10 protein-coding genes and 1 tRNA gene are annotated in these 13,577 nt (G+C 63.8%); 8 read left to right on the top strand and 3 right to left on the bottom strand.

Annotated elements, in window-relative coordinates:
- Positions 1-41 precede the first annotated feature (41 nt).
- The 4 genes from U741_RS0109780 to U741_RS0109795 are packed head-to-tail and all read left to right on the top strand — an operon-like array spanning position 42 to position 5,289.
- Positions 42-506: a MarR family winged helix-turn-helix transcriptional regulator gene (locus tag U741_RS0109780; RefSeq protein WP_052378675.1), complete on the top strand. Its 465-nt coding sequence runs from the start codon at positions 42-44 to the stop codon at positions 504-506.
- Between the two features lie 30 nt (positions 507-536).
- Positions 537-2,333: an N-acetylglutaminylglutamine amidotransferase gene (locus tag U741_RS0109785; protein ID WP_029890290.1), complete on the top strand. Its 1,797-nt coding sequence runs from the start codon at positions 537-539 to the stop codon at positions 2,331-2,333.
- Between the two features lie 3 nt (positions 2,334-2,336).
- Entirely contained in the window at positions 2,337-4,142 is a 1,806-nt protein-coding gene (gene ngg, locus U741_RS0109790; RefSeq protein ID WP_084154784.1) for an N-acetylglutaminylglutamine synthetase, read from the top strand.
- Complete coding sequence (locus U741_RS0109795; protein ID WP_029890292.1) at positions 4,123-5,289, top strand: osmoprotectant NAGGN system M42 family peptidase; 1,167 nt, start codon at positions 4,123-4,125, stop codon at positions 5,287-5,289. The genes ngg and U741_RS0109795 overlap by 20 nt, the downstream gene beginning before the upstream one ends.
- Before the next feature lie 133 nt (positions 5,290-5,422).
- Here the strand turns inward: U741_RS0109795 and U741_RS0109800 are convergent.
- Positions 5,423-5,507: transfer RNA gene (locus tag U741_RS0109800), tRNA-Leu, on the bottom strand.
- A 67-nt stretch (positions 5,508-5,574) separates the two neighbouring features.
- On the opposite strand from U741_RS0109800, the gene rnr reads away from it, so the two are divergent.
- The 4 genes from rnr to U741_RS0109820 all read left to right on the top strand — a co-directional run bounded on the left by rnr (position 5,575) and on the right by U741_RS0109820 (position 9,912).
- Positions 5,575-7,971, top strand: a complete 2,397-nt coding sequence (gene rnr / locus U741_RS0109805) for a ribonuclease R (protein ID WP_084154785.1) — start codon at positions 5,575-5,577, stop codon at positions 7,969-7,971.
- Positions 7,968-8,654, top strand: coding sequence for a YiaD family glycine zipper/OmpA-like lipoprotein (locus U741_RS0109810; RefSeq protein ID WP_029890294.1), 687 nt, complete (start codon positions 7,968-7,970; stop codon positions 8,652-8,654). The genes rnr and U741_RS0109810 overlap by 4 nt, the downstream gene beginning before the upstream one ends.
- A 103-nt stretch (positions 8,655-8,757) precedes the next feature.
- A complete protein-coding gene (rlmB, locus tag U741_RS0109815) occupies positions 8,758-9,495 on the top strand; it encodes a 23S rRNA (guanosine(2251)-2'-O)-methyltransferase RlmB (RefSeq protein WP_029890295.1) in 738 nt (245 codons plus the stop codon).
- 93 nt (positions 9,496-9,588) lie between these two features.
- The gene (locus tag U741_RS0109820) at positions 9,589-9,912 is read left to right on the top strand and encodes a DUF1161 domain-containing protein (protein ID WP_084154786.1); all 324 of its coding nucleotides are present in this window, start codon (positions 9,589-9,591) and stop codon (positions 9,910-9,912) included.
- A 43-nt stretch (positions 9,913-9,955) separates the two neighbouring features.
- On the opposite strand, the gene U741_RS0109825 is transcribed toward U741_RS0109820, so the two are convergent.
- Both U741_RS0109825 and acnA read right to left on the bottom strand, forming a co-directional pair.
- Positions 9,956-10,558, bottom strand: a complete 603-nt coding sequence (locus U741_RS0109825; RefSeq protein WP_029890297.1) for a hypothetical protein — start codon at positions 10,556-10,558, stop codon at positions 9,956-9,958.
- Between the two features lie 223 nt (positions 10,559-10,781).
- A complete protein-coding gene (gene acnA / locus U741_RS0109830) occupies positions 10,782-13,442 on the bottom strand; it encodes an aconitate hydratase AcnA (protein ID WP_029890298.1) in 2,661 nt (886 codons plus the stop codon).
- Positions 13,443-13,577 lie beyond the last annotated feature (135 nt).

Below are 13,577 nucleotides of genomic sequence, written 5' to 3' on the forward strand. Positions count from 1 at the left end.
GGTTGACGTCAAACGATTGATCTCATATCATTTGACATCAAATGAATAAGCCCCTGCCGCCACCCGAGCTGCTGACCGTGACCCGCGCCCTGCGGCGTCTCACGCAGGCGCTGGATTCCCAGTCCAAGCAACTGGAAACCCTGTCAGGCATGACCGCCTCGCAATGGCTGTGTCTGCAGGCGCTAGCGCAGTCGGCGCGACCGTTGTCGGCCCGGGAACTCGCCGACTGGGTCAGTCTCACGCCCGGCACCATCAGTCCGGTGCTCGACCGGTTGGAGATCAAGGGTTGGGTGCAGCGCACCCGCTCGGTGGAGGACCGACGGCGCATTGATCTCGAAATCACCGACACGGGCCGCAGCCAGTGGCAGTCGGCCCCCGGCGTGCTGCCGACGCAAGGCGTCGCGCAATTTGCCGCGCTGGGGCGCGAGCGGCGCAAGGCCCTGGCCCAATCGCTTGAAGACTTGACGGCGCTGCTGGCGCCCATCAAGGAGACCACGCGCACCTGAATCTGGTCTGCGCAACCTAGAGGATTGTTTATGTGCGGTTTTGCCGCCGAGATTCGTTTTGATGGCCAATCGGCCAATGTGGATGCCGTGTCGCGAATGGCTGAAGTGCTGGCGCCGCGCGGGCCTGATGGTGATGGCCTGTTCAGTCAGGGCCGTATTGCCGTCGGTCACCGCCGCCTGCGGGTGATGGACCGCACTGAGCATTCGCAGCAGCCGATGCTCGACCCGCAACTCGGGCTGGGCATCGTTTTCAATGGCGCGATTTACAACCATCCGGAATTGCGCGCCGAGCTGAAGTCACAGGGCTACACCTTTTATTCGGAGGGCGACACCGAGGTCATTCTCAAGGCCTACGACCACTGGGGCGCCCACTGCGTCGATCACTTCCACGGCATGTTCGCCTTCGTCATCTGGGAACGTGACAGCGGCCGGGTGTTCATGGGCCGCGACCGGCTCGGCATCAAGCCGCTTTATACCGCCGAGATCAAGGGCGGTCTGCGTGTGGCCTCCACCCTGCCGGCACTCCTGGCCGGTGGCGGGTTGAGCCGCGAGATTGATCCGGTGGCGCTGCATCATTACCTGCACTTTCATGCCGTGGTGCCGGCGCCGCACACCATATTAAAAGCCGTGCGCAAGCTGTCGCCAGCCACCGTGCGTACCGTCGAGACCGATGGCAACAGCAAGGATCACGTCTACTGGCAGCTGGACTTCAGCCCGCAGGCGGGTGATGCGCAGCGCAGCGAGGGCGAGTGGATCGACGCGGTGCTTGGCGCCACCCGCAAGGCCGTGCACCGCCGGCTGGTGGCCGACGAGCCGGTGGGGGCGCTGCTCTCGGGCGGAGTTGATTCCAGTCTCATCGTCGGGCTGATGGCCGAGCAGGGCGCCAACCTCAAGACCTATTCCATCGGCTTTGAAGATGTCGGTGAAGAAAAGGGTAACGAGTTTGAGTACTCGGACTGCGTGGCACAGGCGTTTGCCACCGACCATCACCAGATCCGTATCGACAGCAACAACCTGCTGGGCCGGCTGCCCGAAGCCATTACCGCCATGAGCGAGCCGATGGTATCGCACGACTGTGTGGCGTTTTTCCTGTTGTCGGAAGCGGTTTCCAGGCACAGCAAGGTGGTGCAGTCGGGGCAGGGCGCCGACGAGGTGTTTGGCGGCTATCACTGGTACCCGCCGATGCTCGCCAGCCGCAACGGCCCGGCGGATTACGCCAAGGGTTTCTGTGACCGATCCCATGAGGATTACCGTGCGCTGGTGCAGGCGCCGCACCTCAGCGCCGAAGACGTGAGTCGGGCGTTCATCGCCGAGCAGTTTGGATTGCCGGGGGCCACGCGGCCGGTCGATCAGGCGCTGCGGCTCGACACCACCATCATGCTGGTCGATGACCCGGTTAAGCGGGTCGACAACATGACCATGGCCTGGGGCCTGGAAGCCCGCGTGCCGTTCTTGGACCACGAATTGGTCGAGCTTGCGGCACGCATTCCCGCCGAACTGAAGCTGGCACCGCATCTCGGCGAAGCCGGCGGCAAGTACGTGCTCAAAGAGGCGGCGCGCAAGGTGGTCCCCGCCAAGGTCATCGACCGGCCCAAGGGCTACTTTCCGGTGCCGGCACTGAAGTATCTGCGCGGCGAGTTCCTGGAGCAGACCCGCGGCTGGCTGACCAATGCCGCCGCCCGCCAGCGTGGCCTGTTCAATGACGCGGCGGTGCAGACGCTGCTGGCCGATCCGGAAGCGCATCTCACACCGCTGCGCGGTTCCAAGGTCTGGCAATTGGCCTTGCTTGAAGCGTGGCTGCAAACCCATTTTGATGGGGCGGCCTGAGCCATGTCGGTGCCCAAAGATCCCGGTGACCTGCGCGATCAGCGCCGCAAGAAGGCCAGCGGTCTGCGCCTGAACAAGCGCGGCGGCTCGCTGGAACATTGGGCGGCGCGTGCGCCCTCATCGCCGATGCACCCGAGCAACAGCGAGGTCGTTGTCGAATGCGGCTGGGGCAACCTAGTGTTTGCCCACACCTACGACAGCGCCTCGGCGGTGGCGCGCGACCTCGAGGCCGAATCACGCGGCCGCCGCAACATCGCCATTTATGTGCGCGATCCGCACGTGGTGCTGGCGCACAAGCCGCAGCATCTGTTTCTGGACCCGAGTCACACATTTCGGCTGTGGCTGGCCAACGCGGCCTTGGCGCGGCCATTGCGGCTGCTGCCGTTCACCGTGCGGCGCCTGCGCACCAAGGCCGATGCCGAGGCGATCCACCGCATCTATCTGGCGCGCGGCATGGTGCCGGCTGACCCGGCCTTCGTCTGGGCGCATCGCGCCAGTCGGGCGCTGACCTATTTTGTTGCCGAAGATGACGCCAGCGGCGCCATCGTCGGCACGGTGATGGGCGTCGATCATGCCGAGGCTTTTGAAGACCCCGAGCAGGGGTCCAGCCTCTGGTGCCTGGCGGTCGATCCTGACGCCTACGCGCCGGGCGTTGGCCAGATGCTGGTCAAGACCCTGGCGGCGCATTACTCGGCGCGCGGTCGCGCCTTCATGGATTTGTCGGTGCTGCACGACAACAACGAGGCGATCTCGCTCTATAAAAAGATGGGCTTCAAGCGCGTGCCGGTGTTCGCCGTCAAGTGCAAAAACGCCATCAACGAGCCGCTGTTCGTCAACGACGTGCCGGGACCGCAGCTCAATCCTTATGCGCAGATCATTGTCGATGAGGCGGCGCGGCGCGGCATTCGCGTCGACGTGCTTGACGCCGGGCACGGCTATTTTCGCCTGACCCACGGCGCGCGCAGCATCACCTGTCGCGAGTCGCTGTCTGAACTGACCAGCGCCATCGCCATGAGCCGCTGCCAGGACAAGCGTGTGACCTCGAAGCTGCTCGCCGAGGCGGGCCTGCGGGTGCCAGAGCAGCGCGAAGCCGACGGCTCAGATGCCGACCGCGCATTTTTGAAACGGCACAAGGCGGTGGTGGTGAAGCCGGCAGATGGCGAGCAGGGCGCCGGCATCAGTGTTGACGTGCGCCGCCTGCGGGACTTGCGCGCCGCCATCAAGCGCGCCCGTGCCGAAGATGAAACGGTCCTGATTGAAGAATATTGTCCCGGCGAAGACCTGCGCATCGTGGTCATTGGCTTCAAGGTGGTCGCCGCTGCGCTACGCCGCCCGCCGGAAATCGTCGGCGACGGCAACGCGACCATCAGGGCGCTGATCGAGAAGTTTTCACGGCGCCGCTCGGCGGCGACCCAGGGCGAATCGCGCGTGCCGCTCGACGGCGAAACCGAACGATGCGTCGCCCAGGCCGGTCACAAGCTGGATGACGTACTGCCCGCCGGCCAGCGCCTACAGGTGCGCAAAACCGCCAACCTGCACACCGGTGGGCACTTGAAGGACGTCACCGCAACGCTGCATCCGGCGCTGCGCACAGCCGCAGAACGTGCCGCGCGGGTGCTTGACATCCCGGTGACCGGCCTCGATTTCTTGGTGCCCGACGTCACCGCGTCGGCGTACGTCATCGTCGAGGCCAACGAACGACCCGGCCTCGCCAACCACGAACCGCAGCCGACCGCCGCAAGCTTTGTCGACCTGCTGTTTCCGCTCTCACATTCGCCGGAGGACCCGCATGCGCAAGCTGCAGATTGACGCCGACTACATCCAGAAGACCCTGCTCGAACTGCTGGCCATTCCCAGCCCGGTGGGGCTCACCGACGAGGTCGTGCACTACACCGGCAACAAGCTCAAGGAGCTGGGCATTCCCTTCGAGCTGACCCGGCGCGGCGCTATTCGCGCGACCTTGAAGGGTGAGACCGACCGTCCGGCTTGTGCCGTGGTGGCGCACCTCGACACGCTGGGGGCCAATGTCCGCGCGCTCAAACCCAACGGCCGGCTCAGTCTGCTGCCCATCGGAACCTGGTCCAGCCGTTTCGCCGAGGGTGCCCGGGTCACGCTGTTTACCGACCACGGCGCACTGCGCGGCACGGTGTTGCCGCTGATGGCCTCGGGCCACGCCTTCAACGAGGGTGTCGACACCCAGCCGGTGAGCTGGGAGCAGGTCGAGTTGCGCATCGACGCGTTCTCGGAAAGTGTTGAAGACCTGACCCGGTTGGGTGTCAACGTTGGCGACTTCATTGCCGTTGATCCGCAACCCGAAATCACCCCGTCGGGCTACATCTCGTCACGTCACCTGGACGACAAGGCCGGCGTTGCCGCGTTGTTGGCGGCGTGCAAGGCCCTCAAGGAGAGTGGCATCTCGCTGCCGGTGCACTTCCATCCGATGTTCACTGTCACCGAAGAAGTGGGGTTTGGGGCGTCGGCGATTCTTGATGAGCGCATCAGCGAGATGATCGGCATCGACATTGCCATTCCCGCATCGGGGCAGAACTCGCGCGAGCGCGGCGTCACCATCGCCATTGCCGACTCGTCCGGGCCGTTCGATTATCACCTGACGCGCAAGCTGATCAACCTGTGCAAAGAACACGCGATTGACCACCAGCGCGATGTGTTTCCGTTTTATTTTTCCGACTCGGCTGCCGCGCTGCGGGCAGGCTTCGACATCCGTCACGCGCTGATTGGCTTTGGTGCCGATGCTTCACACGGCTGGGAACGTACCCACCTGTCGTCACTGACCTCGGTGGCCGAGTTGCTGACGCTGTACGCGCAGAACGGCCCGGTGATCACCCGCGACCAGCACGCCATCGGTCCCATCGAAGGCTTCCCGCATCAGGTGGGTATCGAGCAAATTGACCATTCCCCGACCTCGTTGCCGCGACCGAAGGAGTTTCTTGAATAGTGCGATGCGCGGTCGGGGCGCATAATAAGGGCATGAGTTCCTGGCGCCAGAAACGCAAAAGCCCGCATCAGCGGGCCTTTGACTTCGTAAAACCTGAATCAGTGTCAATTTGGATTGAAACTGCTCAGTGACTTGGTGCCGAGAAGAGGACTCGAACCTCCACGGTGTTACCCGCTAGTACCTGAAACTAGTGCGTCTACCAATTCCGCCATCTCGGCCAAGTCAGTCCGGTACGACCACATGTCGACCGGGCGCGAATAGTGCCCATCACCCCAGTAAAAGTCAATGAACAAAACACCACCCCAATCCAGTGGCGCCAATCACGCCAAACGGCCCCCCAAATCATCGGGTCGTGGCCGCAAGCAGCCCGCCTGGCAGTCGCAAGATCATGCCTATGCCGACGAGCAGACACGCTACGAAGACCCGATACCCAGCCGTGAGCTGATCCTCTCGGTGCTCAAGGCGGCCAGCGGTCCGATGACGGTCGATCAACTGATCGGCCACTTTGACCTGAGCAAGCTGAGCCAGCAGGAAGCGCTGGGCAAGCGCCTCGGGGCCATGTGCCGCGACGGCCAACTGGTGCAGAACCGCCGCGGCGCGTTCGGCCCGGTCGAGGCCATGCATCTGATTGCCGGGCGGGTGCAGGCGCACCGCGACGGTTTCGGCTTTCTGCTGCCCGATGCCGGCGGTGATGACCTGTTTCTGCCGCCCCGGCAGATGCGTGAATTGATGAATGGTGACCGGGTGCTGGTGCGCCCGGTGCGGGTCGACGAGCGTGGTCGCACCGAAGGTTCGGTGGTCGAGGTGCTGGAGCGCGCCAGCCGCAACATGGTCGGCCGCCTGCACGTCAATCAAGGCGTGGCTTACGTGATTCCCGATGCGCCCCGCGCGCAGCACGACATCCTGATTCCCGAGGATTCGCTGGGCAAAGCCAAGCACGGCCAGATGGTGGTGTGCGAAATCATCGAACCCCCCGGCCGCCGCACCTTGCCGATTGGCAAGATCACCGAGATTCTCGGTGAGCACCTGGCGCCGGGCATGGAGATTGAAGTCGCCCTGCGCGCCCACAACCTGCCGCACGAATGGCCCGCCGCGGTGCTGGCCGAAGTGAAGAAGATTCCTGACGAAGTGCGGCCCGAAGACATTGGCAATCGCAAGGACCTGCGCGACCTGCCGTTGGTGACCATTGACGGCGCCGACGCACGCGACTTTGACGATGCCATTTTTGCCAAGCGCCGACTCATGGGCTGGACGCTGTGGGTGGCCATTGCCGATGTCAGCGCCTACGTGAAATCCGGCACCGCACTCGACGCCGAAGGCTACGCGCGCGGTAACTCGGTGTACTTCCCGCGGCAGGTGATTCCGATGCTGCCCGAGAAGTTGTCGAACGGGCTGTGCTCTCTCAACCCCAACGTCGACCGTCTGTGCATGGTCTGCGAGATGAAGGTGTCCAACGGCGGGGAAGTGTCTGGCGCCAAGTTCTACTCAGCGGTGATGCGCTCGCACGCACGCCTCATTTACGAGCAGGTGGCCGACGGGCTGGCCGATCCCAAGGGCGAGGCGGGCAAGGTGTTGGGCGACCGGCTAAAAGACCTGCAGTCGCTCAGCAACTGCTTTGAGGCCTTGTTCACCGCGCGCAGCCGCCGCGGTGCCATCGACTTTGAGGGCAGCGAAACGCGCATTATTTTCTCGGACGAGCGCAAGATTGAAGCCATCGTGCCGGTGCAGCGCACCCGTGCGCACCGCATGGTCGAGGAATGCATGATTGCCGCGAATGTCGAGGCGGCGAAGTTTGTCGAGGCCAAGAAATCGCCGGCGCTGTACCGCATTCACCAGCGCCCCGACCCGATGAAGATCACCGCGGTGCGCGAGATTCTCGCTGCGCGCGGCGTGGCCCTGGGCGGCGGCTCCGAGCCCAACGCCACCGATTACGCCGAAATGCTGGCCCGGACCCGCGAGCGTGAAGACGCCCCGGTGCTGCAGATGCTGATGCTGCGCTCGTTGATGCAGGCCAAGTACGACCCAACCAACAGCGGCCACTTCGGTCTGGCACTGACGCATTACGCGCACTTCACCAGCCCCATCCGCCGCTACCCCGACCTGGTGCTGCACCGCGCGATCAAGCACGCCCTGCTGCCGAAAAAGCAGGCCGGCGAACCGCCGTACAACGAAGGCACGCTGGCTGCCGCGGGCACCCATTGCTCGATGACCGAGCGCCGCGCCGACGAGGCCACGCGCGACGTCGCCAACTGGCTGAAGTGCGAGTTCATGCAGAACCGCGTTGGCGAAGTCTTCGCAGGGCGGGTGGCCAGCGTCGCCAGCTTTGGTCTGTTCGTCTCGCTCGATGGCCTGTTCATTGACGGCCTGGTGCATGTCTCGGGCCTGAAGAACGACTACTACGAGTTCGACGCCACCCGTCAGCGACTGGTGGGCAGCCGCAGCAACCAGGTGTACTCGCTGGGCCAGCCGGTGCAGGTCAAGGTGGTGCGCGTCGGTCTCGACGAGCGCAAAATCGACCTTGAACTTGTGGGTGGGGGTAGTTCAGAGTCGGTTAACAGGGGTGACTCACAATCGCGCGGGTCGGGCGGTCGCGGGCAACCTGAAAAGTCTTCAAAGTCGTCGCGCGGACCCAGGTCCAACAAGTCGTCGTCATCCAAATCAGGGAAAAGGACACAAAAATGAAAATCCTCTCAATCATTGCGCTTGCATCAGCGGTCACGATTGCCGGCTGCGCCAACGACCCCAACCGCAACACCAAGCGTGGTGCCGTGATCGGCGCAGTGGCCGGTGGTGTACTGGGTCATCAGGTCGACGGCGACAAGGGGCGCTACATCGGCGCGGCAGTCGGGGCGATTGCCGGCGGTGCCGCCGGCAACTACATGGACCGTCAGCGTCGCGAGCTCGAGAAGCAGTTGGCTGAAGAAGCCAAGCGCAACGAGCTGCAGATCACCACGCTGTCGGACGGTTCGATCAAAATCGGCATCGCCAGCGACGTCAGCTTTGACACCGGCAGCGCGACCCTCAAGCCCGAGGCACTGACCACTTTCAACAAGATCGCCACCGTGCTGCAGGACTACGAAAGCACCGTGGTCCACCTGGTGGGCCACACCGACTCAACCGGTAGTGCGCAGACCAACCAGGGGCTGTCAGAGCGACGCGCGGCCAGCGTGGGTTCGGTGTTGACCGGGCAAGGCGTTTTGCCGGCCCGTGTTCGCCAAGAGGGTCGTGGCGAGCGCGAGCTGTTGGTCCCCACCGCCGATAATGTGAAAGAAGCGCGCAATCGCCGCGTCGACATCGTGCTCAAGCCGATCATCGAGGGTGAAGAAAACGCAGCCTACACGCCGCCGCCCAACCTCGGCGGCTAAGCGCCCAAGCGACACCAAAAAGCCGACGCAAGCCGTCGGCTTTTTGGTGTCCGGCCGCCGATTGCGACGATGCCCCACGAGGGCATTTCGTACACTCCGCGCCATGAGTGATGACCTTTTGATTGGCGGCTTTCATGCCGTACAGGCCGCGCTGGATGACGGCGCCGAAAAACCCCGGCAAATCTGGTTGCTCGACAGCCGCCAGGACGACCGCGCGCGGCGCATTCTGGCGTCAGCGCAAACCCATCAGGTGCCGGTGGCGCGCCTCGGGCGCGGCGAGCTGGACCTGAAATGCCCTGGCTTGCGCCATCAGGGCGTGGTCGCCGAGTTGGCACCGCAGCCTTTCGTCGGCGAAGACGCGCTGTATCGCCCGGCGACGCCTGAGCGCCTGCTGCTGGCACTGGACGGCGTACAAGACCCGCACAACCTCGGCGCCTGCCTGCGCACCGCCGAGGCAGCGGGCGTCGATGCGGTGATCATTCCCCGTGATCGCAGCGCCTCGCTGACCGCCGTGGCGCGCAAGTCTGCAGCGGGCAGCGCCGAGCGCGTGCCGGTCATTGCGGTGACCAACCTGTCGCGCACCCTGGAGCGCCTGCAGGGGCTGGGTTACTGGATTACCGGTCTGGCTGGGGACGCCACCGTGGGCGTGTTCGAAGCCGACTTTCGTGGGCCCACCGTCTTGGTCATGGGGGCCGAGGGCGAGGGCATGCGTCGCCTGACCCGCGAACATTGCGACCACCTGGTCAAGATCCCCATGGCCGGCAAGGTTGAAAGTCTCAATGTGTCGGTGGCCACCGCCGTTTGCCTGTTCGAAGTGGTGCGTCAGCGCAGCCGGCGTTGATGCCGAGCAATTTATGCCGGACTGCCGTACAAAGAGCGTCGAGCGGTGCAAGGGTTTGACTAGACGCCGCGTTTCTAACCTAAGGAGAGTTCGATGATCCATTTCAAGCCCTTTTCCGTGGCGGCGTTACTGGTGCTGGCTGCTGGCGGCAACAGCGCGTTTGCAAACAACTGTGATCAGGTCAAGGCCGATATCGCCGCCAAGATCGACGCCAACGGCGTGCCGGCGTACTCGTTGACGGTGGTCGACCCCGGCGCCACGCACGACGGCAAGGTCGTGGGCCACTGCGGCGGCAACACGAAGCACATCGTTTATGTGCGCGGGGCCTCTGGTGATGCTAAGCCCGCCGCGTCGCCCGCACCCGCGCCAGCCGCTGAACCGGCGCAGACCGAAGCCGGCGCGTCCGCGTCCGAGTAGCCGGCCGAGGTCTTTCTCTTTTCCATCGTCAGCGGTGCCAACCTCAGGTGCCAGGTGCCCTCACGCCCTGGATGAACGCCTCCGACTCGGTTCTCAACGCCGGGTAGGGCGCCGGACCCAGGTGCGAGAAGATCACCGAGAAACCGGCCTCACGCTGCACCGGGTGCCTGCAATAGAGGGCGTCCAGTTCCAGCAGTAGCGGTGCCGCGCCTGCCCGTGACGCCTTGTCTTTGGCAATCGACTGGTAGCGAACGCAGGGATAGGGGCGCTCATCGCTTGATCTGAACTGCTCCGACAGCACCTCAAATCGCGTTGGATCAAGGTCTTCGGTGGCCAGCGACTGCACCCGCATCCGCAAGGCTTCGGGCGATTCGGTCAGCGGCAGCGCAAAGTGCGTCACCTTGGCGACAAAGCGGTCACTGGCCGCCTGCGTGCCTTTGGCAAACAGGATGCCGGAGCTTGATTCTTCAACCAGCGCCCAGCCATTTGACGCCGGTGCGCTCAGGGTGATGCCGCCACTGACGAACGTCTTTGGCGCAGTCAGGCCCGCATCTGCAGGCTGCGCTGGCGCGGCACACGCGCCAATCAGACCTGTGAGCAGCCCTGCCAGCAGCAGTCGCAGTCGGGCCGCTGTGCGGGCCCTCAAGGGCCTCACGGGTACCGAACTGCATCGATTGGTCACTGCCATCAGTCTGCCCTGCGGGTGAAAGGGGAATATCGAGGTGTGGCGTGCCTGCGGCGGGTTTCAGAATCGTGCATTGACGCGACCGGGGCGACATCATCGCCCACCGACTGATCACGCGTGCGAAGCCAAGAGGGCAAAACAAAGAAGGCGCCGAAAGGCGCCTTCTTTGTTACTGCAACAGCGTTTAGCTGGCCATCTGCCGAAGCATGTAGTTCAGCACGCCGCCATGCTTGTAGTAATCCCACTCCTTCGGCGTGTTGATGCGCACCTTGGCCTTGAAGGTGACGGTTTTGCCGTCTTCTTTCTTGGCGTTGATGGTGACTTCGCCGGCGCCATTGGTCAGCCCTTCGATGTCGAAGGTCTCGGTGCCGTCGAGGCCCAGTAGCTGGGCGTTTTGGCCGTCCTGGAAGTTGAGCGGCAGCACGCCCATGCCCACGAGGTTGGCGCGGTGGATGCGCTCGAAGCTCTCGCTGATGACCGCTTTCACGCCCAACAGGATGGTGCCTTTGGCCGCCCAGTCGCGTGACGAGCCGGTCCCGTATTCCTTGCCGGCGAGCACGACGGTGGGGATGCCTTTGGCCTGATACTTCATGGCCACGTCGTAGATGGGTTCGACCGGACCGGCCGCACCGTTGACGTACTTGGACACGCCGCCTTCAACGCCAGGGGTCATCTGATTCTTGATGCGGGTGTTGGCAAAGGTGCCGCGCATCATGATTTCGTGGTTGCCGCGGCGTGAGCCGAAGCTGTTGAAGTCGGCTTTCTGCACGCCGCGCGCTTCAAGGTAAGCACCGGCAGGGCCGTCTTTCTTGATGTCACCGGCCGGCGAGATGTGGTCGGTGGTGATCGAGTCGCCCAGCAGCGCCAGGCAGCGCGCGCCCTTGATGGTCGGGATGCCCGGCGGGGTCATCGTCATGCCTTCAAAGTACGGCGGGTTCTGGATGTAGGTGCTCTTGTCGTCCCACGGGTAGGTGGCCGAGCGGGTGACCTTGATCGACTGCCAACGGGCGTCGCCCTTGAGCACGTTGGCGTAGCTGGCCTTGAACAGGTCAGACGTGACGCTCTTGGTGACTTCGGCCTGGATTTCGGCATTGGTCGGCCAGACGTCCTTGAGGAACACGTCTTTGCCGTCTTTGCTCTTGCCGATGGGCTCGGTGGTCAGGTCGAGATCGGTGGAACCGGCCAGCGCGTAAGCCACGACCAGCGGCGGGCTGGCGAGATAGTTCATACGCACGTCTTGATGCACGCGGCCTTCGAAGTTGCGATTGCCCGACAGCACCGCGCTGACGCTCAGCGTGTTGTCCTGAATGGCCTTGCCGATGGACTCGCCCAGCGGGCCCGAGTTGCCGATGCAGGTGGTGCAGCCGTAGGCGGCGACGTGGAAACCGAGGTATTCCAAGTCGTCGATCAGGTTGGCTTTTTTCAGGTATTCAGTGACCGCCAGTGAGCCGGGGGCCAGTGAGGTTTTCACCCAGGGCTTCGTCTTCAGGCCCAGTGCGCGCGCCTTGCGGGCCAGCAGACCGGCGCCGATGAGCACGCTGGGGTTGGAGGTGTTGGTGCAGCTGGTGATGGCGGCAATGACCACGGCGCCATCTTTGAGCTGGAAGGTTTCACCTTTGTAGGTGACCTCGGCAGCGCCCTTGGACGGGCGCAATTTCTGCTCGTCCTGGAAGGCCTTGCGGTAGTTCGCTTTGACGTCGGTGAGCAGCACGCGGTCTTGCGGGCGCTTGGGGCCGGCGAGGCTGGGCAGGATGCTGGTGAGGTCGAGGTGCAGCACGTCGCTGTACTCGGCTTCGGCGGCATCGGGCGTCCACCACATGCCTTGAGCCTTGGCGTAGGCCTTGACCTTGGCGATGTCGGCATCGTCGCGGCCGGTCAGGCGCAGATAATTCAGGGTCTCGTCGTCGATCGGAAAGATGCCGCAAGTGGCGCCGTATTCCGGGGCCATGTTGGCGATGGTGTTGCGGTCGCTGGCGGACAGATTGCCGACGCCCGGGCCGAAGAACTCGACGAACTTCTCCACCACGCCGCGCTTGCGCAGCATTTCGGTGACGGTGAGCACCAGGTCGGTGGCGGTGGCACCTTCGGCAAGTTTGCCGACCACGCGCACACCAATGACTTCGGGCATCAACATCGAAGACGGCTGGCCGAGCATGGCGGCCTCGGCCTCAATGCCGCCGACGCCCCAGCCGAGCACACCGATGCCGTTGACCATGGTGGTGTGGCTGTCGGTGCCGAAGCAGGAGTCGGGGTAGAGCACGCCGTCATCATTTTCGAACACGACGCGCGCGAGGTATTCGATGTTCACCTGGTGCACGATGCCGGTGTCGGGCGGGACCGCCTTGAAATTTTTCAGCGCGTCCTGGCCCCAGCGCAAGAAGGTGTAACGCTCCTCGTTACGCTGGAATTCGATCTTGGCGTTGAGGTCCAGCGAGTCTTTGCTGCCGTAATGGTCAATCATCACCGAGTGGTCGATGACCAGTTCCACCGGGCACAGCGGGTTCACCTTGGCTGCGTCGCCGCCGAGCTTGGTGATGGCGTCACGCATGGCGGCCAGATCGACCACGCAGGGGACACCGGTAAAGTCCTGAAGAATCACGCGCGCCGGGGTGAAGTCGATGTCCTTCGTCGGCAGATCGCGCATGTTGGCGCCCGCAAGCGCGGCCACGGTGGCCTTGGTGATGTTCACGCCATCTTCGTGCCGCAACAGGTTTTCGAGCAGTACCTTGTAGGAATAGGGCAGTCGCGACACCTTGTGTTCCGCTTCGAGCTTGGTCAGGTCGAAGTAGGTATAGGTCTTGTCGCCGACTTGCAGCGTGGACTTGGCTTGGAAGCTGTCCGTCATGGCGGTTGATACTCCTGGCTTGTGGGGGAATCGGGATGGCTGAGACAGCCGCCCCGGAAAACGGCGCACAGTATAAACGCCGTCTGAACCTCACTTTTGCGCAGAATCCGCCGCAAAACCGCCGCAGCCCTCATT

It is taken from the genome of Polycyclovorans algicola TG408, from assembly GCF_000711245.1.
Lineage (GTDB): Bacteria > Pseudomonadota > Gammaproteobacteria > Nevskiales > Nevskiaceae > Polycyclovorans > Polycyclovorans algicola.

What these genes read in the sequence shown, in the direction of transcription:
- U741_RS0109780 (WP_052378675.1), top strand. Translation starts at nt 42, where the DNA reads ATGAATAAGCCCCTGCCGCCACCCGAGCTGCTGACCGTGACCCGCGCC.
- U741_RS0109820 (WP_084154786.1), top strand. Translation starts at nt 9,589, where the DNA reads ATGATCCATTTCAAGCCCTTTTCCGTGGCGGCGTTACTGGTGCTGGCT.
- acnA (WP_029890298.1), bottom strand. Translation starts at nt 13,442, where the DNA reads ATGACGGACAGCTTCCAAGCCAAGTCCACGCTGCAAGTCGGCGACAAG.
- U741_RS0109795 (WP_029890292.1), top strand. Translation starts at nt 4,123, where the DNA reads ATGCGCAAGCTGCAGATTGACGCCGACTACATCCAGAAGACCCTGCTC.
- ngg (WP_084154784.1), top strand. Translation starts at nt 2,337, where the DNA reads ATGTCGGTGCCCAAAGATCCCGGTGACCTGCGCGATCAGCGCCGCAAG.
- rnr (WP_084154785.1), top strand. Translation starts at nt 5,575, where the DNA reads ATGAACAAAACACCACCCCAATCCAGTGGCGCCAATCACGCCAAACGG.
- rlmB (WP_029890295.1), top strand. Translation starts at nt 8,758, where the DNA reads ATGAGTGATGACCTTTTGATTGGCGGCTTTCATGCCGTACAGGCCGCG.
- U741_RS0109810 (WP_029890294.1), top strand. Translation starts at nt 7,968, where the DNA reads ATGAAAATCCTCTCAATCATTGCGCTTGCATCAGCGGTCACGATTGCC.
- U741_RS0109785 (WP_029890290.1), top strand. Translation starts at nt 537, where the DNA reads ATGTGCGGTTTTGCCGCCGAGATTCGTTTTGATGGCCAATCGGCCAAT.